The sequence below is a fragment of the Streptomyces sp. NPDC048461 genome (genome assembly GCF_055587105.1).
This window is the reverse complement of sequence record NZ_JBVJGW010000049.1, coordinates 1-25100: the sequence shown is the minus strand read 5'-3', so window position 1 is coordinate 25100 and position 25100 is coordinate 1. Positions and strand designations below refer to the sequence as shown.

Sequence of the window (25100 nt, the reverse complement as noted above, 5' to 3'; positions counted from 1 at the left end):
CGTGCGCTCGCAAGGCGGAGGGTCGCCCGTGTACCGGATGTACACGGGTGATCCCGACAACGCGGCGAGCGTGCGTGCCGGACACCGCACGGCAGGAACGAGTTCGACGACACCCCCTGGGGCAGCGGCCCGCCGGTCGGGGGGCGGGGCGCTCTCGGTGAGGCGGTCCTCGTTGGCGCGGTCGGCCGTGACCTGCGCGTCGAACCACGGGCGGAGGGTCTGCGCGGTCCAGGCGTGGTAGACGGCGGGGTCCGCGGCGATCTCGTCGGCGTGGGCTGCGAGGTGCCGGGAGGCCTGCAGGCAGAGGGCCGCGCCGTGGCCCAGGGTCGGGTTGGTGTGGATCAGGCTGTCCCCGGCGTTGACCAGACCGGTCACGACCGGTCCGCGGTCGTCGGCGAGGCCGGTCCAGCGGTTGTCCAGGCCGGCCATCGGCAACACGGCCGACCGGGGTTCGGGGGCGAGGTCGAGCCACGCGGCGGTGGCGGGAAAGCACCGGGCGGCGGCCTCGAACACGGCGGGGTCGGTGAGGGCTCCGCGGGTCGGATCACCCGTGGAGAGCACCAGGTTCACCGCAAAGGTGTCGTTGTCCGAAGGGAAGACGCCGGCCAGCGCGAACGGCGCGGCCGAGCCCGGCTTCACCCGCCCGGGATCGCGGGGGCCGTCGGTGCGCAGGCGGTACCAGCGGCACAGGTAGGCGAGTCCGGCACGATGGCTGTCGACCACGGGCGGGCGGCAGCCGGCGGCGGTCAGCCAGGCCGGCACCGGCGAACGACGACCGGCCGCGTCGACGACCAGGTCCGCCGGGTGCGCCTGCGCGCCCACCCGCACGCCGGTGACCCGGGCGGGACTCCCTCCCGGAAGACGAGGCCGTCCACCCGGCGGCCGAGCCGCACCTCGACGGTGCGCTCCCGGCGCACGGCCGCGGTCAGGGCGGCCTCCAGCACGATCCGCCGGGTCCGTACGGTGACCAGGTCCTCGTCGCCCGGCCGGTGCTCCGGAGGCTCGGAGAACCAGTAGAACTCGTGGTACTCCTCGGCTCCGCGCGCCAGCAGGTCCGCGTAGACGTCGGGCGCCTCGGCGCGCAGCACGGTGCGCACGGGGGCGAGGAACGAGTGGGGCTGGACGGCCTGGGGGCTCCGCGGTCTGGCCCAGTGGAAGAAGTCGCGGTCCAGGTCCTCGCCGGCCTGCCGCGCGTCCTGCTCGTACAGCGTGACCTCATGGCCCCGCCGGCCGAGCATGAGTGCCGTTCCCAGCCCGCCGATGCCCCCACCGATCACCGCAACCCGCGCCACTGAACGCCCCTTCGCGTCGTGTTGCGGGCCGATCCTACGGCTCGGTGATCTTCGGCCGCCCACCCCGCCCGAACAGGGCCGTCGCCGGCGCCCGCCGACGTCCCGGCGGGCGAGCCGAGTTGGGATCAATGCCCGGATCGTCCCTGTGTCGAACCTGCGGGCTTCCTTAAGGGACTCTGAAGAACCCCTCCCTGGTGCTCTTTTGGCTGGTCACGGGCCTAGGCTCGGGCCAACTCCCCTCCTCCCCAGCTCCAGTGAGGTGTTACCGGCATGAGCCGCAGCCGAGATCTCGGAACCCCGTCCCGCGTCGAGGCGCGCCGGAAGAAGTCGGCGCGCACCCGCATCGTGCTGTCCGTCACCGCGGCCGCCGCGGTCGTTGCGGTCGGGGTCGCCGTGGCCGATTCCGACGGGGACACCCGTACGGAGCAGCGGGCCGGCGAGCAGACCGGTACGGCGTCCGGCACGGCGGCGACGCCTCCGGCGGCCCCCGCCGACGCGTCGCCGACGGGCACCCCCGAAGCCTCGGCCTCCGCCTCGGCGAGCGCCAGCCCGTCCGCGACGCCCGACGCCGGCGCGTCGGGATCGTCCGCTCCCGCCGATCCCTCGATCCGGGCGAACAACGCTCCGGCCACGACGGCGGCCGCCAAGCCGGCCAAGCCGGCGCCCAAGCCCTCCCCCACGAAGGGCGGCGGCTCGGGCGGTTCGGGCGGTTCGGGCACGTCCGGCGGCTCTGGCGGTTCCGGCGGTTCCGGCACCGTGAACGCGGACGCCGAGTCCGCGGTCCTCTCCCTGGTCAACAAGGAGCGGGCGGCGGCCGGGTGCGGCGCCCTCACCGCCAACGCGAAGCTGAGCGCCGCCGCACGGGCGTACAGCGACACGATGGCCCGCAGCGGCGTCATGTCGCACACCGGCCCCGACGGGTCCACCATGACCAGCCGCGTGGAGGCCGCCGGATACAAGTGGTCCCGCCTCGGCGAGAACATAGCCCGGGGGCAGGCCGACGCCGCCTCGGTCATGAACTCCTGGATGAACAGCTCCGGACACCGGGCGAACATCCTCAACTGCGACTTCCGCGAGATCGGCATAGGCGTCCACAAGGGCGACGGCGGCCCCTGGTGGACGCAGAACTTCGGCACCGGGAAGTAGCGGAGCTCCGGCCCTCCCCGGCCGACGCCCCCTCCGGCGGGGCCTCCCCACCGGTGCCCTCCCCGGGGCGGATCGGCGGACGGTTCCCCCACGCCGCCCTCCGATCCGCCCCGCCCGTCCTCCGGACCCTCCGCGGCTCCGGGGGACGTCGGCGTTCCCCGGTCCGCCCGCCCGGAGGCCCGCGGCTCCCCGCCCGCGGCCGGCCTTCGGGGGTGCCGGTGACGCGCCGCGCCGTGCGTCGGCCACTATGGAGCCGTGCCCCGAACTCCGCGCTACCTGCTCATATGGCTGTCGTGCACGGCCGCCAGCGTGACCGCCGTGCTCGTGACCGTCCAGTTCGTGGTCGGGTCGACCAGGCACACGCCCCCGGTCGCGCGCTCCGCCCCGGTGGTCATCGACACGCCCCCCGCCTGGGAGGCGGGCAGTCCGTCGCCGGAGCAGGTCTCGCCGTCCCCGTCCGCGACCGTCTCCGCGAGCCCCTCGCCCACGCTGACGCAGCGCCCGTCCACCTCGCCCGCTCCCACCCCCGCGAAGGCCTCGGCGGGCACCCCGCGGGCCAGTGCGCCCAGGCCCGGCGTCGACTGCGAGCAGGGCGGGGCGGGCCTGCACACCGTCCCCTCGCAGGGCGGCAAGGTCACCGTCCGGTACGGCAGCAAGGGGGTGTGCCTGATCTCGGCGATCCCCGGCCGCGGCTTCAAGACGTCCACCGCGCAGAGCGCCGACGACACCCTCTCGGTGACGTTCTCCAGTGACGACCACCGGTCGGTGATCACGGCGACGATCGTCCCGGGGGCGAAGGCCAGCGTGCGCGAGACCTCGTTCTGATGCCCGGTGCGACGGCCCCGAGCCGATGCGCACCACGTGGCGACTCCCGTACCGTGCTGCCCGATTCACGGCGCTACGTGTGCTCGTGCACCGGCTTCCGCCGAAGCGGAAGGTGAGCTGTTCCTTAGGGCAACCTCAAGATCGCGCCGAGGCGGTTCCGCGGGCCGCGGGCGGTCCTATGCTCACGTCAGCCGAGCGGCCCGCGGCACCGGAGCACCACGACCGGTGAACCGTCGGGCCCCGGCTTCTCCGAGCCGGGATGTGCCTCGCCCATCCCGCAGTCCGAACCTTGCCCTGGGGTGTCTCCGCCATGAGTTCTCGCCTGCTCCGATCCGTCCGCGCCGAGCGCCGCACGGTGTCCCCCCGCTCCGCCGCACCGCTCGGGCGGCGCCTGCCGCTGGTCGCCGCGGCCGTGGTCGCGGCCGGTCTGACCGCCGCGTGCGGGCCGTCCTCCGGGCCCGCCGGTTCCTCCGGGCCCGCCGCCCCGTCGTCCGCGGCGGCGCTTCCCGCCGGGGCGGTGTCGGCGAGCGCGTCCTCCGAGGCGCCCCCGGCCCCGTCGGCCCCGCCGTCCGCGCCGGCGTCCGGCTCCCCGTCCGGGTCCTCCACCGCCGCGCCGGCCGGCTCCTCCCCGAGCCCCTCCCGTACCGGTGCGCGCAGCGGCTCCGGCACCTCCGCCGGGACGCCGTCCAAGCCCCCGCGGACCTCGGCGGCGCCCGCTCCGGCCCGCGTGCCCGGCCCCGGCTACGACGCATCGGCCGACGCGCAGCAGCAGATCGACGCCGCCCTGCGCGCGGCGAAGGCCGACGGACGGATGGTGCTGCTCGACTTCGGCGCGAACTGGTGCGGCAACTGCAAGGCCGCCGACAAGGTGTTCGCCCAGCCGAAGACCTCGGCCCTGCTCGGGGCCTCCTACCACCTCGTCAAGGTCGACATCGGCGGCGACAGCTCGGCGAACTCCGCGCTCCTGCGCCGGTACAGCCCGTCGGGCGGGACGTACACGATGCCCGTCCTGGTGGTGGTCTCGCCCTCCGGCACCCTGCGCACCGACACCCACGTCACCGGGAACCCGCCCCTGACCGCGGACGGCATCAACACCTTCCTCCGCACGTGGGCGTCATGAGCCGACAGGACCGGGGCCCGCAGCCGAACAAGCCCGCACCTTCCACGCCTTCCCTCCGCGCCAGGCGCTCCCGCCGGGCCCGCCTCGCGGCCGCCCTCCTCCCGCTGGCCGCGCTCGTGGCCTGCGGAGGGGTGCCGTCCGGGGCTTCCCCGGGCCCCGCGTCCGCCGGCTCCACGCCCGCGATCCCCGCGTCCACGACGCGCTTCTCCGAGAACGGCGTCACCGTCACGCTCTCGGTGGCGGACTGGCACGCCTCGGAGGGGACGCTCACCGCGGTCTTCGCGCCCGAGGCCGCGGGGTTCCACCTCTACAGCACCGATCTGCCGCCCACCGGCATCGAGGGCGTGGGCCGGCCCACCACGGTGACCGTCGGCGGCGCCCTCGCGGCGAAGGGCACGCTGCGGGCCTCCGCCGCGGTGCGGTCGATCCGGGTGCCCGGGGTCGACGCCCCGGTCCCCGTCTACCCGGACGGTCCGGTGACCACGACGCTGACCGTCCGCGCCTCGGGCAGCGGCGGAGCGACGGTCGTGCTCGGCTACGCGAGCTGCAGCACCCGCGACGGCTGCACCATCCCGGTGTCCGACCGCGCCGTGCAGCTGCGCGTCACGGACGCCGGCCCGGTGTTCGCCGCCTCCTGAAGGGTGGCGCGCCCCGACGAGCCCCTTAAGGTGTCCGCATGCCGAGCGTCCTGGTCGTGGAAGACGACCCCAGCATCCGCCAGTCCCTGATCGAGGTCCTGTCGGAGCAGGGGTACGCCGTACGCAGCGCGGCCGACGGGTTCGGCGCGCTGCGCGAGGTCACGCAGTCGCCCGTCGACGCCGTGGTCCTCGACCTGGGGCTTCCCGACCTCGACGGAGCGGACGCCCTGCGCATGATCCGCGGGATATCCTCCGTGCCCGTCCTGGTGGCAACCGCCCGCGACGACGAGGCGGAGATCATCAACCTGTTGAACGCGGGCGCCGACGACTACCTGGTCAAGCCCTTCTCCGGCGGACAGCTCCTCGCCCGTCTCTCCGCCGTCCTGCGGCGCACCGGCAGCCTCCCGCCGTCCGGCGCCGGTGCACCCGGGGCAGCGGCGGCGCCGGCCACCGAACCGGTGCGCTCCACCACCGTGGGCGAACTGGCGGTGGACCCGGGCGCGCGCACCGCGTACCTGGCCGGGCGGGAGCTGCGCCTCACCCGCCGGGAGTTCGACCTGCTGGCCTTCCTCGCCCACCACACCGGCCAGGTCGTCTCGAAACGGCGGCTGCTCACCGAGGTCTGGCGCGAACCGTACGTGGACGACCAGACGGTCGACGTGCACCTGTCGTCGCTGCGGCGCAAGCTCGGCGAACGCGCGGCGGCCCCGCGCTACCTGCTGACGGTGCGCGGCGTCGGCATCAAGCTGGTGGCACCGCGTTGAGACGTTCGCTGGCCGGAGTGGCGCTCGCCGTGACCTCGATGGTCGCCCTGTCCTTCCTCATACCCCTGGCCGCCCTGGTGATGTCGCTGGTCAAGGAGCAGGGCGTCACGGCCGCCGAACAGCGGGCCGCCGCGCTGGCACCCGTGCTCACCCTGACCACGGATCCGGCGGCCCTGCGCGAGTCCGCGGCCAGCCTGGACGCGTCGGAGCACCTGGTCGTGCACCTGCCGGGTTCGGGGGCGCTGGGCAGTTCCAAGGCGCCGGCCGCCCTCCTCGAACGGGCCCAGCGGGGGCGCGAGTCGATCTCGCAGGAGGTCCCGGGCGGCTGGATCTGTCTCCAGCCGGTGGTGCTCCCCGGCGACGAGGTCGCCGTCATCGAGAACTTCGTGCCCGAGGCGGAACTCACCCGCGGGGTGAAGGAGTCGTGGGCGGTGATGCTCTTCCTCGCCGTGGGGCTGATCGCCGGTTCCGTCCTGGTCGCCGACCGGCTCGGCGCGACGGTCGTCCGGTCCTCGAAGCGGCTCGCGCAGGCCTCGCACGCGCTCGGCCGGGGCGACCTGGACACCCGCGTCGACCCCATGGGCCCCAGGGAGCTGCGGGACGCGGGCGTCGCCTTCAACGCGATGGCCCACCGGATGAACGAGCTGCTCGCCGTCGAGCGGGAGCTCGTCGCCGACCTCTCCCACCGGCTGCGCACGCCGCTGACCGCGCTGCACCTGGCCTCGGAACGGATGGCCGGGACACCGGAGTCGGCCAGGGTCGAGGCCGCGGTCGACGAGCTGGAGGCCGAGTTGGAGGCCATCATCGCCGCGGCGCGCACCCCCCTCGCGGTGGGGCCCATGGGCCAGGGCATGCTCGGTACGGAGCAGCAGCCCGCGGGACGGTCGCCGAACGGGTCCGGAGCGTCGGGTGCGCCGGGTCCCCGCTGCGAGGCGGCCGACGTCGTCCGCCGCCGGACCGCGTTCTGGACGGTCCTGGCCGCGCAGCAGAACCGGTCCTGCTCCCTCGACCTCACGCAGGAACCGACCGCCGTCCGCCTCTCCGACGACGACGTCGCCGCCGTGGTGGACGCGCTCATCGGCAACGTCTTCCGCCACACCGCCGCCGGGACCCCGCTGGGCGTCCGCGTCGTCCGCACGGCGCAGGCCGTGGAACTGGTCGTGGAGGACGGCGGACCGGGCATCCCGGAACCGGACCGGGCCCTCTCCCGCGGAAGCAGCACCGGCTCCACGGGCCTGGGCCTCGACATCGCGCAGCGCGCCGCGAGCGCGACGGGGGGCACGATGCGCATCACCCGAGGGGCGCTCGGAGGGGCGCACATCACGGTGACGTTCGCCCTGGCCCCGCAGTCCCCGTCCGGCCACCGGTCCCGCATCTCCCGCCGCCGGGGCCGCAAGGGAGGCGGACCCGCCGGCCGGGCCGCCGACTAGGCCGTCTCTTTCGGATCTTGTCGGCCGAGCCCGCGGCGTCTGGCGCCGTGCCTGGTCGTGCTGTCGGGGCGCCCGTGTACTGGACGTACTCGGTTGCCCTGGCAGTGCGGCCGGGCGCGGTGCCAGGCGTCGCGGGCCCGGCAAGATCCGAAAGAGACGGCCTAGGACAGGAACCGTCCTACTCGGGCTCTACTGTCGAGAGGTCATCAGGACGGACCGACGGACCGCACGAGGGGAAGAGACCGATGAACCACACCGCACCCGAGGGGTACACCAGCGTCGCACCGTGGGTGGTCACCGACGACACCGGCGCTCTCCTCGACTTCGTCACCCTCGCGTTCGGCGGCGTGGAGCTCGCCCGGGTGCGGGTCGAGGACGGCAGCATCGGCCACGGCGAGATCCGCGTCGGCGACACGGTGGTGCTGGCCTTCGACCGGCGGCCCGACTGGCCGGCGATGCCCTCGCTGTTGCGGGTCTACGTCCCGGACGCGGACGCCGCCGTCGCCGCCGCCGTCGCGCACGGGGCGCAGGTGATCACCGAGCCCTCCGACAGCGCGTGGGGCGACCGCGGCGGCAGGGTGCGGGACCCGTTCGGCAACATCTGGTGGGTGACGAGCCGCGTCGAGGACGTCGCACCGGACCTGGCCTGGCAGCGGATGTCCGAGCCGGCGTACGCCGAGTCGATGCGCAGGGCCCAGGAAACCCTGGACGCCGCGCTCAGCGGCCGGGAGACCGGGGTGGCCAGCCCGCCGCTGCGCCCGGCCGACTAGGCCGTCTCTTTGGATTCTCGGCGTCCCTTCCGTCCGGCGGGTCGGGGCCGGGCGGGTACGGACGGCGACGCGGGCTCAGAACAGGGTCTCCTGGCCCGGGATGACGTCGGGCTCGCTCCGGTGCTGCCGGTCGAGCAGCACCAGCAGTTCCGAGGCGCGCGTACCGGGCTGCGCGCCGGACGGCGGCCCGCTTCCGGCTCCGGCCGTGCTGTTCTCCGCGGCGGTGACGTCATCGGGTGAGGACATGGCGTTCGGCATGGGTGACTCCTGCCCCCACCAGGCCCGCACGATGCGACCGTGCACCTGAACGGGCCCACCGGCCCGGACTCCTCCTCGTACTCCGACTCCGACAGGAAGACCTCGCCCCGGCGCCGACGGCGCGGGCCGGAGTTCAGTCGAGCGGGACGGCCGCGATGCGGTCGAGCGTCTGCGCGTACAGGCGGTTGCCGTGCTGGACCAACCGGTCCGCCCCGTCGGACATGCCCACGGCGCCCGCGGACACGGCCCACGCGGTCCGGCGCTCGGCGGGGTTCACCGCGACGACCGCCTGACCGCCGTCGCCGACCGCCGCGTAGAGCTCGCCGCGGAAGGGGTCCGGGGCCGCGATGTGGCGGATGAACCCGTCGGTGGCGTGCGTCCACGTCTTCTTTCCGGTCGTGTCGTCGAAGGCGTGGAGCGCGTCATCGGCGACGTACACGACGCCGTTCAGGCAGATGGGTTCGTGGAGGGGCCCCGCGTTCTCCGGCTCCAGCCTCCAGGCGACGGTGCCCGTCGACAGGTCCACCGCCGTGATCGTGTCGTCGAAGTCGAAGGCGTGGCGGTCCGAGACCGTCGGGGGGTACATGCCGCCCGACACCCCTTCGGGAGACGTCGCCTGTTGGTCGGTGCGCAGCCGGCAGGACCACAGGAGGCGTCCGTCGCGCACGTCGACGGCGAAGATGCGGCCGGGGTCCGTGCAGATCAGGCGGCCTCCGGAGACGACCGCCGACATGATCAGCGATTTGTCCGGTCCCCGGATCGCGCCTTCGAGGCGCCGGCGCCAGCGCACCTGTCCCGCCGCCAGGTCGTAGGCCACGGTCCACAAATCGTCGCTCGCCTCGTCGGACCGGTAGGACGCCTTGAGGTAGAGGCACGTGTCGTCCGCGGCCAGGACGTCGGTGATGTACGCGAGCTCGCCCAGGGCGGCCGGGCCCGCCGTGTCGGCGCCGAGGCGGCCGGTGTGGGGGTCGACGTATCCGGCGCTCGCGTTGCCGTCCGTGTCGAAGACGAGGCCCGCGAGCCGGTTGCCGGCCCGGGCGAGCCGGACCGCGCTGGTCTGGGCTTCCCACAGGACGCGGCCGTCGGAGGTCGCGTACCCGCGCAGGACTTCGTCGTGGTGGACCAGGACGTCGTCGATCGCCATGGCCGGGCCGACGGTGAAGGGAACGGCGATCGACCAGAGGGGGGCCGGCGGCGTGCCGGGAGGACGGGGGGTGGGCCGGCCGGGACCGGGTGCGGCCGTGGGGCCACCGGACCCGGAGCCGGCGGAACCGTTGCCGGCGCGGGCACCGGGGAGCGAGCCGGTGAGCCAGAGCGCGGCGAGGCCCGCGCCGGTGACGGCTGCGCCGGCCGCGCCCGTGAGCACGGCCCGGCGGGAGGGGGCGCGGCGGCGTGCGGGGTCGCGCAGGGGTGCGGCGCCGACCGCGGCGATCTCGCCGAACCGGCGGGACAGGTCGGCGAGCAGCGCCTGCGGCAGCGCGTCGGCGAACCCGTCGGGGTCGAACGGGCCCCAGGACTCGACCAGTCGGTCCGGTGAGGGGCGGTCGGACGGCTCCGGTGCCAGGCACGCGGTGAGCGTCCCGCCCAGTCCGTGCGGTTCGGTCCCGTTCGGTCCGTGCGGTACGCCGGACAGGTCGGGGGCGGCGCCGTCCCGCAGCAGTCGCAGGGTGTCCGCCCGTCCGCCGCCGCCGTCGTACGGGCCGTGCCCGGAGGACGCGAAGACGAGCACTCCGCCGAGGGCGAAGACGTCGCCCTGGGTGCCGGGCCGTTCGCCGCGGGCCTGTTCGGGGGACATGTACGCGGGGGTGCCCGTGACGTCGCCGGGGGCGGTGAGCCGGGGGCTGCCCGGGGCCTGGGCCAGCCCGAAGTCGATGAGCCGGGGTCCTCGTGCGGTGATCAGTACGTTGGACGGCTTGAGGTCGCGGTGGACCAGGCCCGCGCGGTGCAGTGCCGCGAGCGCCTCGGCGAGCCCGGAGCCCAGGCTGCGTACGGCGTCCTCCGGGAGCGGGCCGCCGGCGGCCACTGCCTCGGTCAGCGAGGGACCGATGAGGTACGCCGTCGCCAGCCACGGCCGGGCCGCGTCCGGGTCCGCCCCGAGGAACGCGGCGGTGTGTTCGGCTCCCAGGGCCGTGGCCGCCTCCGCCTCCAGGACCAGCCGCTCCCGGTATCCGGGCCGGTCGCGCAGGTCCGCCCGTACGGTCTTCACCGCGGCGAGCCGTCCGCCGGCCGAGCGCGCGAGGAAGACGGTCCCCATGCCGCCTCCGCCCAGCCGGCCGATCAGGGTGTACCCCCCGAGCTCGTCGGGGTCGTCGGGCAGGAGGGGCAGGACGGTGGCCATGGCCGGGGGCTCCTTCGTGCGGGGGCGGAGGCGGGGCGGGGACGGGACGGGGCGCGGAGGCCGCCGGTCAGTCGGCCGGAACCGCCACGACGGCCGACGGGCGGGCGGCGAGCAGGATGCCGGGGACGGCGACGAGCTGGAACGGCTCGCGGGCCTTGGGCCCCTCGGCGAGCCCGGCCTGCCAGAGCCGTTTGCCCGAGGCCAGGTCGGTGGCGGTGACGTGGTGCAGGGTGGACAGGAACAGCGTGCGGCCGGAGGAGCTCACGGCCATGGGCCCGAGCATCATCCACTCCAGGTCCACGTCGAGGTCCTGCTCCCAGAGCGTCCTGCCGCTGTCGGCCGCGACGGCGACGAGCGGCCCCCTGCCCGCGTCGTTGACGCACAGCACGCCGCCGCTGAAGAGGGGCGGGCCGTTGGTGTCGGCGATCTCGGCCTGCGACTCCCACAGCCGGGCGCCGGTCGTCAGGTCGTACGCGGACGCACGGTCGCGCGCGAGGAGGAACAGCCGGGCCGTCGCCGGGTCGACCGCGGAGGCGGCGCCGCCGGACACCTCGGGGTACGAGCGGTTCCACAGCATGCGTCCGGTACGCCGGTCGAAGCCCGCGATCGCCAGGGTGCGGACGGCATGGACGTTGCGGAATTCGCCCAGGTCGGGCGGTGGCACCTCCACGATGACGGCCTCCGGTCCGACGGTGACGGACAGCGTGTAGCCGAATCCGTCCGGGAGCGGGGTGCGCCACGTCTCCGTGCGCCGGTCCAGGTCGAAGGCCGCCAGCTGGTTCCCGCCGTACGGGGTGCCGTTGCCCACCAGCAGCCAGGCGGTGGCGCCTTCGACGGCGAGCACCCTCGTGAGGTCCTCGTACCGTTGCAGCCACTGGGTACGGCCGTCGCTCAGCGAACGGAGCGCCAGCCCCTCCCGCGTGCTCATGAGGGCGCGGCCCCCGGGCGCCTGGACGGGAAGGTGGAGCGAGCCCGCGTCGGGCAGGTGCCACACCTCTCGGCCGGTGCCGAGGTCGTGGGCGTACAGGACATCACCCCGCGTCAGCAGGAAGCGGTCCGCGCCGTGTACGGGGAGCAGCCGGATCCGGGCCGTGTTGTCGTCCACGCGCCACAGCGCACCCGGCGGCATCCCGGGCACCCGGGAGTTCGCCGCGGCACGGCCGCCGGAGGCGGCGCCCGCGGGCGCGGAGCCGTGGCCGTCCCGGCTGGGGGCGGGCCACAGGAGCGTCCCGGCGACGCCCAGGGCCGCGCCGACGGCGCCGGTCAGCAGGCCGGAGAGGACCCGGCGCCGGGTCGGGGAAGCGGTGGAGGTGTCGGGCGCGGTCTCCGCCGTTGCGACGGCCGGGGCAGGGGTCCCGGGGGCGCGGCTCTCCGGCGCCGAGCCCGAGCCGCCCACGGACCCGGCGGCTCCGGTCCCTTCCTCGGGATCGTCGTGTCGTCCGTCCTCGCGTCCGTCATGTCGTCCGTCCTCGTGCCCTTCCTCGGGACCGTCCTCGCGTCCGTCCTCGGGACCGTCCTCGCGTCCGTCCTCGCGCCCGTCCCCGGGCCGGCCGCGCAGCGGGCGGGTCGCCACCACCGTCGCGGGGCGGTCCGCGGGCCCTCCGTCGTCGGCCTCCAGGTCGGCGATCGCCTGCGCGCGCACCGCCAGTGCGGCCACCGCCCGGCCGGGCAGCGGGCCCAGGGCCCGCCCCGGGTCCTGCTCGCCCGGTGTCAGCGCCCGGCCCAGCTCGGCAGCGGTCGGGCGGTCGGCGGCGGAGGGGGACAGCGCCGCGGCGAGGGCCTCACCCGCCCCGACCGCCCCGCCGGGCAGTGGGGGAAGCGCGGGCCGGTCGTGGAGGGCCCGGTACGCCAGGACGGGTGGCGGGCCGTCGCCGAACGGCAGCCGGCCGGTGGCCGAGTGGACGAGCAGCACGGCGAGGGCGTACACGTCGGCGGCAGCGGAGGAGGGCCCGCCGGTCGCCACTTCCGGGGCCATCCAGGCGGCGGGCACGGTCGATACGCGGCTGTGCGCTTCGGGCGCCGCGGGCCGCGCGGCGCCGGGCGTGCGGTCGTCCCGGCCCCGCCCGGTTGCCGCTTCCCCGCCGGGTTCCCGGGCCGGCTCCGCCGTCGCCGTCAGCGGGCGGCATGCGTGCAGGGCCATGAGCAGCGGGCGGCCCGTGGTGAGCCAGATCCCCTCGGGTGCCACCGCGCCGTAGCCGATGCCGCGGCCGTGCAGCGCCGCCAGGGTGCCGGCGACCGCCGCGGCCAGGCGCACCGCCTGGTCCGGTGCCAGCACTCCGGACGGGGTGCCGGGCCGTGCCACGTCGGCGAGGGACACGGCGGGGGCGTACGCCATGGCCAGCCACGAGGGGTCCGTCCCGGTCCGCAGGCCGAGCACCTCCGGTACCCCGGGGACGGCCCCGCGGCGCAGGGCCTCGGCCGCCCCGTACGCGGCCGGCGGGACCAGGCAGACCACGGCGTGCCGGTGGGCGCGGTCCCGGCCCACGTACATGCCTTGCTCCGGCGGGACCGGCCGGGGCCCGGGCCAGCGGGCCAGCAGCCGGTACGGCCCGGCGGTCCGCGGGTCCCGGGGAACCAGCCCGTCTTCCAGATGTCCGCCCCTCATGGGTCGCCCTCCCCTTTCGTTCCGCCGGTTTTCGTGCCGCCCGGTCGGGACGGGTCACATGCCCGGCAGGGCGCGGACCGCCCGGCCGCGTTGCCAGATCACGCTGCCCCGTACGACGGCCCCCCGCCAGGCGGTGGCGGCCGGGGCGTCCGCGGCCGGGGGCGGGGCGAACACGTACTGTTCGGCCGCCCGTCCGGTGTGTACCGCGATGATGCCGAGCTCCGGGTCTCGCAGCGCTGCGAAGACCCCCGACCCGGACACCAACGGAGCTTGTTCCTGTGCCAGTTGATCAGCGGCCAGTACCGTCCACGCCGGTGCGCCGGACGTCGCGTCCGCCTTCCGGAGCTGGCGCCCGTCCACGACGTACACGCTGTCGCCGGTGAGGACGGGAGCACCGAAACCGGATGCGTCGTCCGCGGACAGGCCCCACCGCCGGCTGCCGTCGGCCGGGTTCAGGCAGGTCAGGTCCCGGCCGCCGCCCACCACCACGGCGCGCGCGGACAGGGCCGGGCTCCAGGAACCGGTTCCGGCGGGGACCCGCCACAGGGTCCTGCCGTCGGAAGCGGACAGGGCCGCCACCCCACCGTCCGCGGAGGTCACCACCAGCAGCCCGTGCCCGGCGGTCGCGGAGGGCGTCGCGCCCGGCACCGAGGCCGGTACGCGCCAGCTCGCACGGCCGTCCGTCCGCCCCACGGCGGCCACCCCGCCGGTGTCGTCGAGTACGTACACCCGGTCCTCGTCGGCGGCGAGCAGCTTCTGCGCCCCCACGGGCGTGCTGCGGCGCACCGCGCCGGTGCCGGCCTCCAGCAACAGGACCGTGCCGTCCGGGGCCAGGGCCGCCGGGCCGCGCCCGCCGAGGAGGCCGGCGGCCACCGGCCCGCGCCCGCGGAGCGCGCCCGACACGGGATCGTGGACGGCGACCTCGTCTCCGGCGTCCGCGAGGCACACCCACCCGTCGGCGTCGACCGGCCCGAAGGGCGGGTTCGCCGCGGCGGCGTCGTACGACCACAGCGGCCGCGGCACCGTGCCGGGCGGCCCGGTCCAGCGGGCTGCGGGGGCCGGGCCGGAACCGCCGTCCCGCCGCGAGCGGAGCAGGGAAGCGGCACCGGTCCCGGCGAGGAGCGCGGCAGCGCCCGCGCCGAGGAGCAGTGTGCGACGGGCCGGCAGCCGCGGGCCGGCGCCCAGGGCGGCCGCGGCCCGCGCCAGTTCGGCGGCATCGGCGACGACCTCGGGCGGGAGCCAGCGGACGGCGGGCCGCAGGGCCGCGCCCCGGGGGTCGAGCTCCCGGGTCACCTCGGCGGCGGTGGGCCGGTCGGCCGGCCGCTTCTCCAGGCAGCCGCGGATCACGGGCGCCAGGGTACCGGGCACGTCGGCGAGGTCGGGGGCCTCGTGGGCGGTCCTGTAGTCCGCGTGGACCGCGTCACCGTCGAAGAACACGTGCTGCCCGGTCAGCGCGAACACCAGGATCGCGCCCAGGCAGAACACGTCGCTCTCCGGCCCGAGGGGGCCCTTGACCACCTGCTCGGGCGACATGTAGCCGGGTGTTCCCGGACGCTGTCCGGCGGTGGTGAGGGTGGCGTCGCCGGTCACCCGGGCGATGCCGAAGTCGACCACGCGCGGCCGGTCGGCGCCGAGGATCACGTTGGACGGTTTGAGGTCCCGGTGGACGACGCCGGCCCGGCCGAGGGCCGTCAGTGCGCGGCCGAGCGCGGCGGCGAGGACGCAGGCCGCCGGTACGGGGAGCGGGCCGTGCCGCAGTACGGCGTCGCCGAGCGTCGGGCCGGGCACGAACTCGGCGGCCAGCCAGGGCACTCCCTCGGCGGTCGAGGAGCCGAGCACCGCGGCGACGAAGGGGCTGCGCACGGCGGCCGCGGCCACGGCCTCGCGGGTGAACCGCTCCCGCAGGTGTGTGTCGCGGAGCAGCTCGGGCCGAATGGTCTTCAGCGCCACCGGCCGCCCGTGGCGGCGGGCCAGGTAGACCGTGCCCATGCCCCCGGACCCGAGGATTCCGAGGATCCGGTGACCGCCGAGCCGGGCGGGTGCGCTGCCCGGCAGGGCGGCGATCACTGGATTCATGCCGAGATCGTATCCGCGCCGCCCCCAACGGGCCTTCATATCAGGCAAGTTGCGCCGCTCCCACCCCTGCCCGCGGTCGAACTTGCCGCTCGGCTCACGACCCCGACGCCGCCGATCCCGCCGACCCCGTCGGCACTTGGACCGCCGGGCCGTGCGCCGCGGTGCGCGGTCACGGCGGGAGGGGGACGTCGCGGCCGACCCGCCCGGGAGCGCCGCGGTGGGAGGGCGGGCGGCCGGTCAGCGACCCCTCGGGTTCCGTCCGTACGAGTCTGCCGGCGGCGCTCAGCATCCGGGGCGGGACGGTCCGGCGGTGCGGCGCCCGCGCGGTGAGGTGCTGGCGGAGCGCGGGTTCGGGTGCGAGTCCGTAGCGGTCGAGGTAGTAGGCGATCTGGTCGGACCAGACCCAGACGCCGTCGGTCCGGAAGCCGGCGGGCACCACCGGTCCGCGGTCGGGCTCGACGCGGTCGAGCCGCCCCCGTCACCGCGTACGCCCCGCGCCCGCCACCGTGTACGCCCCCCAGGCCGGTGCGGCCTGCCGCCGGTGGGCGGGGAGCGCGGCTCGTGCCGGGGCCGGCTGGCCGGGTGCCGCGGCGGCCGGGGTGGTGGAGCGGGAGCGGGCCGCCGCCGGGGACACGCGGACACGGGACGCGGGCGCGGCCGGGGCGGAGGGCCGCCACCGGTATCACTTCCCACGCTCGCTAGTGCCGGTCAGTCCTGGGCGCTTCGCCTCTACCAGGCATTCCACAGCGCACCGTGACGGTGACGGACCGGCGGCATGTCCGCGTCGTCAAGGTCGTGGCCGGCGTGGTGGAGCCCACGGATCCGCTGGGCGACGAGTCGCCCCTGGAGCCGGGCGCGGCCCTCGGCCGTAGCGATCTCGGCGGAGAACGAGCCCCTCCTGCAGTAGAGCATCATCCACTGCCAGGAAGCGATCTGGCGCAGCGTCTTCACCGGGTCAGGGCGACGGCCTTCGCGGGCGGCTCGGGCCATTTCAGCCTTCGCGTAGCGCAGGTCATACAGGAACGCGGACTCCCATGCGCCCTCTCGGACGCGGAGCTTCCTGGGAGTCGTACGGACAGTTCGGGACATCGAGAGCCTCCGTAAGGTCCTCTGGGCTTTCCAGAGGTACCTACGGCGGGTGCGTAGTGGTCAGCACAACTCAGCTCCCTTCATCAGGCGGGACGATCTACCGGAGGCACAGTAGTCGCGCGGAGACACGGAGGCCGATACTTTCTACTCGCCCCCGCTGCCAGTCCAAGCTGTTCCATGATCCTTCACCGGACTGCGCTCAGACCCACTGCCGGATGACGTCATCTCTGGGGTTCTGGCTCAGGCTCTGTGGCGGGTGACGCTCTGTCATGAATGGACGTCGAAGAGAGCCATGCACGGTGGGGGCGGGGCAAGCACTACGCGAAGGCGGGTGAGTATGGCTCGCCACTGTTTCCAGTCCCCTGGGTCGACCCAGTTTGAGGCCAGCCCGTCCTCGTCGCCGACGATGCGGGCGAGGGCTTCGTCGGCGAGTGCCCGAAGGTCGGAAGGGAACAGGGGCACAGGTGTTTCCGGACCGTAGGACATGTCGACGGGTTCGCCTCCCGGACATTGCACCGCTGAGACCGTGTCCTATGGTGAGGCGGACGAGGCGTTTGTAGCAGCAGATGGCGGCGGCGAGGCCGAGAAAGGCCAGGTAGCTGCGGGGGTGGCGTTCGTAACGGTGGTTGAGGCGGCGGTAGCCGGTGAGCCAGGACATGTTTTTGCTCTGACGTGGGCGGAGTCCAGGACCGCCCGGGACAGGTCGAGGAAGCCCGCGTCGTCCAGGCGGTGCAGGAGCTCCTCGTGGAGCCGGCCCCAGACTCCGGCCCTCGACCAGATCAGGAACCTGCGGTGGGCCGTCGACCTCGATATCCCGAAGCACAGCGGCAGAGCCCGCCAGGCGCACCCGCTGACCAGGACGTGGTTGATGGCCGCGAACAGCGTCTCATCAGAAGTGTCCTGCGTCCCGCCGCCCTGCGACCGGACCTTCGACGGTGGGATCAGCGGCTCCGCGATCTCCCACAGCCCGTCCGGAACAATCCAACTCCAAGCATCCCGCCCCATACAGAGGTCGACGACGCCGCACCACATAGAACACGATATAAGCCCCGGTGGCGCTCAGGGAGGCTTTGACCTGGGCTTCTGCGGCAGTGGAACCGTCGGCAGTCGTTGTTGATCAACGGTTTGGAGGTCCGAGGTGCCGGTCGAGTTTCTGACGGATGAGCAAGCCGCCGCGTACGCGGCTTTTCGCGGGGTGTCGACCCGCATGGAGCTGGAGCGCTTCTTCTTCCTGGACGATGCGGACCGGGGAATGATCGAGGGCAAGCGGCGGTCCCATATCCGCCCGGGCTACGCGCTACAGCTGACTACCACACGGTAGCTGGGGGTGTTCCTCGACGACCCCACCGATGTGCCGGCGGAAGTCGTCGACCACCTCGCCGAGCAGCTCGACATCGGCGACGTGTCGGTGCTGAAGGCGTATGGCGACGCGGCGGCCGGGCGGCTGCGCGAGCGGAGAGATCCCCGACCCTCGCGAACCCCAAATCGCCCGGCTCAGCCCGAGAACACCAGACTCAAAGAGCGGCTGGCCCAGTCGGAACAGATGATCGACTCGCTCACCGACTTACGCACGCAAGCCTTGGCCCGGCTTGCCGCCCAGCACGAGGAAGTCTTCCACCTGCGTCAGACCACGGCCGCCGCGAGCCGCGTCGCGCGACTTCCCGCAGCCCGATCGTCAACAACGGTCATCGGGACATGCAGTTGATGCCGCATGCCCGACTGGGTACTGACCCTCGCCCGTCGACCGTCAGATTCCATCAGCGATCAAATCGACGCATCGCCGACACTCGACGAAGGCGCCGCGCACCGACGCAGGACCATGAGCGAGCCTTCCAAGGTCGCCACCATGGCAAAAGGGAACCGGTCGAGCTCAAGGCAGAGTGCAACGTCATCAGGATGGACCCCTTGACGCACACCCTCCGCCAGCTCGGCGGCGGCGCGGGACTCGCCGGCGCGGCGGAGGAACTCAGCAGCATCCGTCCCCGTCTCCGTGGTCCTCCGAGCGATGTACTGAGCACACGCCAGATCCTCATCGGCCTGCCCATCCTCGCCAGTGACCACGAACGTGACACTGCCACCCTTGCGTGTCCGCAAGACCTGAGCCGTTGCCTCCGCCACCACGAAACTGGCGCACAGCACCAATGACGCCTCCTTGACCGCGAGAGCGCCGACCGTCCCTGCCGTGGTCTTCTGCACAACGGTCCGTCCGCCAAGGTCAACGGACCGCAGCAGGCCCGGCGAGTTGACCATCTCGAACCCGGGCGCGGGCGGACCGTCTTTGAGCGCCGCCCAATCCGGGTGGCGATCCTTCAGCGCGAGGGCCTCGTCCAGCGACTCAGCAAGAACGATCTTCTCCGCCCCCTGGGCAAAGGCCCAAGCGGCCACGGTGAAAGCACGCATGACGTCGACCACGACCGCCACGGACGGGGCTTCGACCAGATCAGCGATACCAAGGAAACGAGCATCCATACCGATCATGATCACGCATGCCCGACCCGAAGCGCCCAGCGAGTGATCCGCGTCACAGCGGCGGCACCGGAATGCAACACCTCCGGTTACCTGCATCGCGAAAGTGATCCGCAACCACCACTGGGATGTCCACGGGGTCACGATCCGCCCGCCGGGACGGGCCTGGGTGAGCCAGGCGGGCGAGACGTGGTCGACGGAGAACGTCGCGAGGACGGCCTGCCCGGACTGCCAGACCCCCGTCGAGTCGGTGCAGGCCGAGGCCAACGCGGCCGAGTTGCGGGTTCGCCGCGAGAGCGGCGGGCAGTTCGCAGCGGACCCCGTGCTCTGCATGACCGGCACCGTGGGTCAGCCCGGCGAGATCCTGTACGGCACCGCTCGCTCGAAACGGGCCCACGAGACCGGCCGCACCGAGGGCCTCTCCGTCGTCGAACGGCTCCCAGCCGGGACCCGCTGCGTACCGACCGTGGGCGGCGTGACCCCCTATCTCCCGGAACCCCGCGCGAGCTGAGGGGGGCTGGCCCCGGGACGGCGAGCTGTCGGCCGCGGAACGTCCGGGCCGGTGGGGCGTACGCCCTCCTATGGTCGGTGGTGGCTGCCGGTCAGCCCCGGCGGCCTGATGCCGGAGCGGGGCAGATGCCAACAGGACATCAGCCCCGACCTTGAGGAATCACCAGGGACGCGAACCCGCCGATGGTGCGTTACATCCCAGGCGCTGGATGACGGCGTGGACCCCGAGACCGTCCAGCTCGACGTGATCGGCCGAGTGCAGGGCCGGGTCGGCAAGGAGTGGGCCGCGAACCGGATCACCGTCGCGCAGGAGCACGCGGCGACCGCGATTGACGAGCGTGCCGTCGCCGTCGTCGCCCAGCACAAGGTCTCCCAGACCGAACCGTCCCTGGGGTGGGTCCTGGTGGCGTGCGTCGACGGCGAGTGGCACGGCCTCCCTGCCCGCCTCGTCACGGAGGTACTGAAGCTGCGCGGCTGGCACGGTGCTGGTGGGGGGCGGTGACAGCGCAAGGTCCACGCCCAGCGATGCCGGAGTACTGACACCTCCGGTTCCGACCGCCGAGGCGGTACCGCCGGCGGGGCGACCATCGCGCGAGGTGCCCGGCCCACTTCGTGCGGCCGGACACCTCGCGCGCGTCGGATCACACCGCTGTCGCCCGATCCGGGTCGTCAAGGGGGGTGTTGACCCTCAGCCACCGGTAGCCGTACGGATCCAGCGTGACGTCGACGAGGCCGGCGGCCGCCGACTTGAGGGTGTCACCGGTGAAGACATCGGTGAGCAGCCGGCCGCCCCTCAGTCCCGGGACCTCGACGGAGGCGGTGACGGACCGCTCGGAGAAATTGTGCAGCGCGAGCACCGCGCCGCCCTCCAGCGAACTGAGGTGGACCAGCACGCCCGGATCGTCCGCGTCGATGACCCGGTAGTCGCCCCAGGCCAGCTCGGGGGTCTCCCGGTAGCGTTCGATCAGCGTCCGCATCCGACCCAGCGACGAAGCCGGGTCGTGCGCCTGGTCGTGCACGTTGACCTTCGTCGGGCCGAACGCACCCGTCACGACGGGATTGGGCAGCTCCACTCCCTCCCCCGCGGTGAAACCGCCCCTCTTGTCGGGCGTCCACTGCATCGGGGTGCGGACGGCCTGCCGGCCCTCGGCGGCGAGGTTCTCGCCCATGCCTATCTCCTCGCCGTAGAACAGCACCGGTGTGCCGGGCAGGGAGAAGAGAAGGCTGTAGGCAAGTTCCACGCGCCGCCGGTCGCCGTCGACCATCGGCGGCAGGCGGCGGCGCAGGCCCCGGTCGTAGAGCTGCATGTCCTTGTCGGGGCCGAAGGCGGCGAACACCTCGGCTCGCTCGGCGTCGTCGAGTTTGTCGAGCGTGAGCTCGTCGTGGTTGCGGACGAACGTCGCCCAGTGCGCGTCGCGGGGCGCCGCAGGGCGCTCCCGTAGAGCCGCCGCCAGAGGGGCTGCCTCGCCCCGCGCCATCGACAGGTACATCTGCTGCATACCGATGAAGTCGAAGCACATGGTCAGCTCGTCACCGCGCGAGGACTCCGAGTCGCCGAAGAACTTCGCGGTGTCCGGGTAGGGCAGGTTCACCTCGCCCAGCAGCACCGCGTCACCGCTGCGACGTCCGAGAAAGGCCCGCAGGTCGGCGAGGTACTCGTGCGGGTCGGGCAGTTGGTCCGCATCCTCCTGGCCGTCGGTCTCCAGCAGGAACGGCACCGCGTCGACCCGGAATCCCGACAGTCCGAGCTGAGTCCAGAAGCCCATGATGCGCGCTATCTCGTCACGGACCGCCGGGTTGGCGACGTTGAGGTCGGGCTGCTGCTTGTAGAACCGGTGCAGGTAGTACTGCTCGGTGGTCTCGTCGTGCTCCCACACGCTCTTCTCGGCGTCGGGGAAGACCACGCCCTCGGGGCCGTCCTCCGGCGGGCTGTCGCACCAGACGTACCAGTCGCGGTACTTCGACGTGCGGCTGGAGCGGGCGTCCTGGAACCACGGATGGTGGTCGGAGGTGTGGTTGACGACCAGGTCGGCGATGACCCGGATGCCCCGGTCGCGGGCGGTGCGCACGAACTCGGTGAAGTCGCCCAGCGTGCCGAGCCGGGGATCGACGGCGTAGAAGTCGGTGATGTCGTAGCCGTCGTCGCGCTCCCGCGTCGGGTAGAACGGCATCAGCCACACGCAGGTGACGCCGAGGCGCACCAAGTGGTCGATGCGCTGTGTCAGGCCCGCGAAGTCGCCGGTGCCGTCGCCGTCGGAATCCTGGTACGTCTCCACGTCCAGGCAGTAGACGACCGCGTTCTTCCACCACAGGTCGGAGGTGCGGGTCAGCCTCATCGGGCGCCCTCCGCGACGGCGGCCGGGGGCCGGGTGACATCCAGTTGCGGCAGCACCTTCGCGCCGAACGCGTCGATGAAGGAGCTCTGCTCCTTGCCGACGTGATGCAGCATGACGGCGTCGAAGCCGAGGTCGGCGTACTCCTGGAGCCAGGCCGCGTGCCGGCCGAGATCGTCGGAGATGTTGACGGACTCCGCGACCTTGTCCGGAGAGACGTGCTCGCTGACGTTGTCGAACAGCTCGGCCGAGTCGAGGTCCCAGCTCGCCGGGGGCCCGTGCACGTTGGTGCGCCACTGGTCGTGGGCGAGTTCCCGTGCGGTTTCCAGGTCGGGGGCCCAGCTGAGGTGCACCTGGAGGTGCAGCCGGCCGACGCCGCCCGCCGAACGGTAGGCGTCCACGATCCGGCGCAGTGCCTCGCGCGGCGCGTTCACCGTGATCAGGCCGTCCGCCCACTCCGCGCACCACCGCGCGGTCGCCTCGCTGCACGCGGCCCCCACCAGCGGTGGCAGCGTCTCCGGACGCGTCCACAACCTGGCCCGGTCCACGGTCACCAGCCCGTCGTGGCTCACCTCCTCGCCGCGCAGCAGCGCCCGGATGATGTCGACGCACTCGCGCAGCCTCGCGTTCCGGACGTCCTTGCGCGGCCAGCGATCGCCGGTGATGTGCTCGTTGGACGCCTCACCGCTTCCCAGCGCCGCCCAGAAGCGGCCTGGGTACATCGCGGCGAGGCTGCCGATCGCCTGCGCGACGATCGCCGGATGGTAGCGCTGGCCCGGGGCGTTCACCACTCCGAAGGGGATGGCGTCGGTGGCCTCGAGCGCCGCGCCGAGCCAGGACCAGGCGAAGCCGGACTCACCCTGCCGGACGCTCCACGGTGAGAAGTGGTCCGAACACATCGCGGCGGTGAAGCCCGCGGCTTCCGCGCGCACGACGGCTGCCAGCAGGTCGGCGGGAGGTACTTGTTCGTGGGAGGCGTGGAATCCGTAGACGGTCATGGGGTACGCGTACCCGGCACCGGAGGGATCATCGGTCTCCGTCCCCACCCGCTCGGCTCAGTCGTTGCGCCGGTGCACCCGCGCCTCCCACGGGGCGAGCACCAGGCGGCCGGGCCGCGGGGGGCCCGACGGACCGTTGCCCAGGACGAGTTCGGCGCCGTCCCAGCCCGCGGGCATCACGGCGGAGGCGGTGTCGCCGGTGAAGTTCCCGACGACCAGGAGCACCGTGCGGCCGTACCGGCGGGTGAACGCGTAGATCCGCTCGTCGTCCGGCAGCAGCATCGTGAAGTCGCCGTGCACGACGGCCGGTTCCCGGTGCCGGAGGGCGATCAGCCGACGGTAGTGGTGGTAGACGGAGCCGGGATCCGCGAGGGCCGCTTCGGCGTTGACCTCGGTGTGGTCCGGGTTGACGGGGATCCACGGGGTGCCCGTGGTGAACCCCGCATGCGGGGACGCGTCCCACTGCATGGGTGTACGGGCGTTGTCGCGGCCCATCGCCCGAAGTCCCGGGAGGACGTCTTCGGGTTCCGCCCCCGCGCGCAGTGCCTGCGTGTAGTGGTTCAGGGATTCGATGTCCCTAAAGTCCTCGATGGTGCGCAAGGGCGCGTTGGCCATGCCGAGTTCCTCGCCCTGGTAGACGTACGGCGTGCCCCGGTGCAGGTGGAGCACGGTCGCGAGCATCGTCGCGGACCGGGCCCGGTGGCTCGGTCCGTCGTCACCGAACCGGGAGACCACCCGGGGCTGGTCGTGGTTGTTCCAGTACAGGCTGTTCCAGCCGACGTCGGCGAGGCCGGACTGCCAGCGGCCGAGCGAGGCCTTGAGGTCGGTGAGCCGTAGCGGGCGGGGATCGAACTTGCCCCGCCCGTGGTCGAGCCCCACGTGCTCGAACTGGAAGACCATGTCGAGCTCGGCACGCGCCGGGTCGGTGAACAGGCGGGCCTGCTCGACCGTCACCCCGGGCATCTCCCCGACGGTCAGCAGCCGGCCCGGGTACCGGGCGATCACCTCGCGGTGCATCTCCTGGAGGTAGTCGTGTATGCGGGGTCCGCAGACGAAGTAGGGCGAGCCGTCACCGTACGGCCCCTGTTCGTGGAGCTCGCCGTCGGGGAGGGCGGGGTCCTTGGAGATGAGGTTGACGACGTCCATCCGGAAGCCGTCCACGCCCCGGTCCAGCCACCAGCGCATCATCGCGTACACGGCCCGACGCATCTGGGGGTTCTCCCAGTTGAGATCGGGCTGCTTCGGCGAGAAGAGATGCAGGTAGTACGCGTCGCTCGCCGCGTCCGGCTCCCAGGCGGAACCGGAGAAGAAGGAGCCCCAGTTGTTGGGTTCGCGTCCCTCACGTGGCGGACGCCACCAGTACCAGTCGCGCTTCGGGCTGGCCGGGTCGCGTGACTCCTGGAACCACGGATGCTCGTCGGAGGTGTGGTTGACGACCAGGTCCATGATGAGCTTCATTCCGCGCTCGTGCACGGCGCCCAGCAGCCGGTCGAATGCCGCCAGGTCACCGAAGACGGGGTCGATGTCCTGGTAATCGCTGATGTCGTACCCGTTGTCGGCCTGCGGGGACGGGTTGACGGGCGACAGCCACAGCACGTCGACGCCGAGCCCGGACAGATGGTCCAGGCGTCCGGTGAGGCCATCCAGGTCGCCGACGCCGTCACCGTCGGAGTCGGCGAAGCTGCGCGGATAGACCTGGTAGACCACTGCGGACCGCCACCAGGCGTCCTCGGCGTGCCCCATGTCGTCGGCTGCCATCGGTGGACTCCTCGTGCTCGGGGTGGGGAACGTGAGTCTCCTTTCCCCGGAGGCCGAGGTCATGCCGTGCGGGGCCGGCTCCACCGGGAGACCGGGCCGACATGGTGACCGGCTCCCTGGGCGGGCGGGTGAGCCGCGGCGTCCGGCGCGAGCTCCACGAGCTGTACACCGCGCCGGTCGCCGCTCTCGATGACGGCAATCTGGACGGACCTGCTCTCCCGTCCCCTTCTCATGGTTCTGGTCGCACTGATCGGCGCGGCCCGGGGACCCGGCGACCTGGCCAAGCCGTGGCCGGAGGACCCGGCTGCGGCCCGAGCCGATCCGGCGGCTCAACACGCCCCACCAGGGAGCGCCACGGGCAGCCCGGGATCAGCCGCCACCCGAGCCGGCCGAGGCCGAACCGCCGTAGGTCCAGCCCGAGTGGGGCTGCGGCCGATCGCGCGTGCTGCGCTCGGTGCACAGCCCCACCACGACCCCGGGCGGGCCGAGCAGGGCCTCCAGTGCGTCGGCGAGCCGCTGCGGATCACCGCCGAACGGGAGCGGGTCGAGCCGTTCCCGGCCGCCCCGCAGGAGGAGTTCCAGCCCGAGCGTGGAGACGGCCGGCTTGTGGTCCCCCTGGTACGGCTCCACCACCTTGTACGTCAGCCGCACCTCGCGCAGGGTGTCGACGGGCAGCCAGTCATC

19 protein-coding genes and 5 pseudogenes are annotated in these 25100 nt (G+C 73.7%); 10 read left to right on the top strand and 14 right to left on the bottom strand.

The features are described from left to right. A pseudogene (locus ACZ6S8_RS38250) lies at positions 1 to 1292 on the bottom strand (NAD(P)/FAD-dependent oxidoreductase); the annotation flags it as partial. A gap of 270 nt (positions 1293 to 1562) precedes the next feature. Between ACZ6S8_RS38250 and ACZ6S8_RS38245 the strand changes: the two are divergent. The 7 genes from ACZ6S8_RS38245 (at position 1563) to ACZ6S8_RS38215 (ending at position 7985) form a co-directional block, all read left to right on the top strand. Then, positions 1563 to 2438: a CAP domain-containing protein gene (locus ACZ6S8_RS38245; protein ID WP_469462852.1), complete on the top strand. Its 876-nt coding sequence runs from the start codon at positions 1563 to 1565 to the stop codon at positions 2436 to 2438. A gap of 255 nt (positions 2439 to 2693) precedes the next feature. Then, on the top strand, positions 2694 to 3263 hold the full coding sequence (locus tag ACZ6S8_RS38240; RefSeq protein WP_469462850.1) for a hypothetical protein: 570 nt from the start codon (positions 2694 to 2696) through the stop codon (positions 3261 to 3263). 310 nt (positions 3264 to 3573) lie between these two features. After that, positions 3574 to 4383 (top strand): thioredoxin family protein, encoded by an 810-nt coding sequence (locus ACZ6S8_RS38235; RefSeq protein WP_469462847.1) that lies wholly within the window; start codon positions 3574 to 3576, stop codon positions 4381 to 4383. After that, positions 4380 to 5021, top strand: coding sequence for a hypothetical protein (locus tag ACZ6S8_RS38230; RefSeq protein ID WP_469462845.1), 642 nt, complete (start codon positions 4380 to 4382; stop codon positions 5019 to 5021). Before ACZ6S8_RS38235 ends, ACZ6S8_RS38230 begins: the two co-directional genes overlap by 4 nt. Positions 5022 to 5059: 38 nt before the next feature. Continuing rightward, the gene (locus tag ACZ6S8_RS38225) at positions 5060 to 5785 is read left to right on the top strand and encodes a response regulator transcription factor (RefSeq protein ID WP_469462843.1); all 726 of its coding nucleotides are present in this window, start codon (positions 5060 to 5062) and stop codon (positions 5783 to 5785) included. Beyond that, positions 5782 to 7215, top strand: coding sequence for a sensor histidine kinase (locus tag ACZ6S8_RS38220; protein ID WP_469462840.1), 1434 nt, complete (start codon positions 5782 to 5784; stop codon positions 7213 to 7215). The genes ACZ6S8_RS38225 and ACZ6S8_RS38220 overlap by 4 nt, the downstream gene beginning before the upstream one ends. Positions 7216 to 7460: 245 nt before the next feature. Continuing rightward, complete coding sequence (locus ACZ6S8_RS38215) at positions 7461 to 7985, top strand: VOC family protein (RefSeq protein ID WP_469462838.1); 525 nt, start codon at positions 7461 to 7463, stop codon at positions 7983 to 7985. 75 nt (positions 7986 to 8060) lie between these two features. Here the strand turns inward: ACZ6S8_RS38215 and ACZ6S8_RS38210 are convergent, their stop codons facing one another. From ACZ6S8_RS38210 to ACZ6S8_RS38175, 8 genes and pseudogenes are all read right to left on the bottom strand, one after another. Further along, the gene (locus ACZ6S8_RS38210) at positions 8061 to 8243 is read right to left on the bottom strand and encodes a hypothetical protein (RefSeq protein ID WP_469462836.1); all 183 of its coding nucleotides are present in this window, start codon (positions 8241 to 8243) and stop codon (positions 8061 to 8063) included. A 133-nt stretch (positions 8244 to 8376) separates the two neighbouring features. Continuing rightward, positions 8377 to 10581, bottom strand: a complete 2205-nt coding sequence (locus ACZ6S8_RS38205) for a protein kinase domain-containing protein (protein WP_469462834.1) — start codon at positions 10579 to 10581, stop codon at positions 8377 to 8379. A gap of 67 nt (positions 10582 to 10648) precedes the next feature. After that, complete coding sequence (locus ACZ6S8_RS38200) at positions 10649 to 13186, bottom strand: outer membrane protein assembly factor BamB family protein (RefSeq protein WP_469462832.1); 2538 nt, start codon at positions 13184 to 13186, stop codon at positions 10649 to 10651. 54 nt (positions 13187 to 13240) lie between these two features. Further along, entirely contained in the window at positions 13241 to 15262 is a 2022-nt protein-coding gene (locus tag ACZ6S8_RS38195; RefSeq protein WP_469462830.1) for a serine/threonine-protein kinase, read from the bottom strand. A 169-nt stretch (positions 15263 to 15431) separates the two neighbouring features. Then, on the bottom strand, positions 15432 to 15698 hold the full coding sequence (locus ACZ6S8_RS38190; protein WP_469462828.1) for a hypothetical protein: 267 nt from the start codon (positions 15696 to 15698) through the stop codon (positions 15432 to 15434). Between the two features lie 293 nt (positions 15699 to 15991). After that, a complete protein-coding gene (locus ACZ6S8_RS38185) occupies positions 15992 to 16351 on the bottom strand; it encodes a hypothetical protein (RefSeq protein WP_469462826.1) in 360 nt (119 codons plus the stop codon). A gap of 267 nt (positions 16352 to 16618) precedes the next feature. Beyond that, positions 16619 to 16867 (bottom strand): DUF4259 domain-containing protein, encoded by a 249-nt coding sequence (locus ACZ6S8_RS38180; RefSeq protein WP_469462824.1) that lies wholly within the window; start codon positions 16865 to 16867, stop codon positions 16619 to 16621. 19 nt (positions 16868 to 16886) lie between these two features. Further along, positions 16887 to 17356: pseudogene (locus tag ACZ6S8_RS38175) on the bottom strand (transposase); the annotation flags it as partial. A 133-nt stretch (positions 17357 to 17489) separates the two neighbouring features. Between ACZ6S8_RS38175 and ACZ6S8_RS38170 the strand changes: the two are divergent. Continuing rightward, positions 17490 to 18056, top strand: a pseudogene (locus tag ACZ6S8_RS38170) (DUF4158 domain-containing protein). A gap of 59 nt (positions 18057 to 18115) precedes the next feature. On the opposite strand, the gene ACZ6S8_RS38165 reads toward ACZ6S8_RS38170, so the two are convergent. Then, positions 18116 to 18820 carry a 2-phosphosulfolactate phosphatase gene (locus ACZ6S8_RS38165; protein ID WP_469462822.1) on the bottom strand — a complete coding sequence of 235 codons (705 nt, stop codon included), beginning with the start codon at positions 18818 to 18820 and terminating at the stop codon, positions 18116 to 18118. 103 nt (positions 18821 to 18923) lie between these two features. Between ACZ6S8_RS38165 and ACZ6S8_RS38160 the strand changes: the two genes are divergently transcribed. Both ACZ6S8_RS38160 and ACZ6S8_RS38155 read left to right on the top strand, forming a co-directional pair. Beyond that, positions 18924 to 19328 (top strand): hypothetical protein, encoded by a 405-nt coding sequence (locus ACZ6S8_RS38160; RefSeq protein WP_469462820.1) that lies wholly within the window; start codon positions 18924 to 18926, stop codon positions 19326 to 19328. Positions 19329 to 19532: 204 nt separating this feature from the next. Beyond that, positions 19533 to 19805: pseudogene (locus ACZ6S8_RS38155) on the top strand (cobalamin B12-binding domain-containing protein); the annotation flags it as partial. A gap of 163 nt (positions 19806 to 19968) precedes the next feature. Here ACZ6S8_RS38155 and ACZ6S8_RS38150 read toward each other — a convergent pair. The 4 genes and pseudogenes from ACZ6S8_RS38150 to ACZ6S8_RS38135 form a co-directional block, all read right to left on the bottom strand. Then, on the bottom strand, positions 19969 to 21663 hold the full coding sequence (locus ACZ6S8_RS38150; protein WP_469462818.1) for an alpha-amylase family protein: 1695 nt from the start codon (positions 21661 to 21663) through the stop codon (positions 19969 to 19971). Beyond that, complete coding sequence (locus tag ACZ6S8_RS38145) at positions 21660 to 22658, bottom strand: TIGR03885 family FMN-dependent LLM class oxidoreductase (RefSeq protein WP_469462816.1); 999 nt, start codon at positions 22656 to 22658, stop codon at positions 21660 to 21662. The genes ACZ6S8_RS38150 and ACZ6S8_RS38145 overlap by 4 nt, the downstream gene beginning before the upstream one ends. A gap of 57 nt (positions 22659 to 22715) precedes the next feature. After that, a complete protein-coding gene (locus ACZ6S8_RS38140; protein ID WP_469462814.1) occupies positions 22716 to 24416 on the bottom strand; it encodes an alpha-glucosidase in 1701 nt (566 codons plus the stop codon). A gap of 369 nt (positions 24417 to 24785) precedes the next feature. After that, positions 24786 to 25100, bottom strand: a pseudogene (locus tag ACZ6S8_RS38135) (hypothetical protein); the annotation flags it as partial.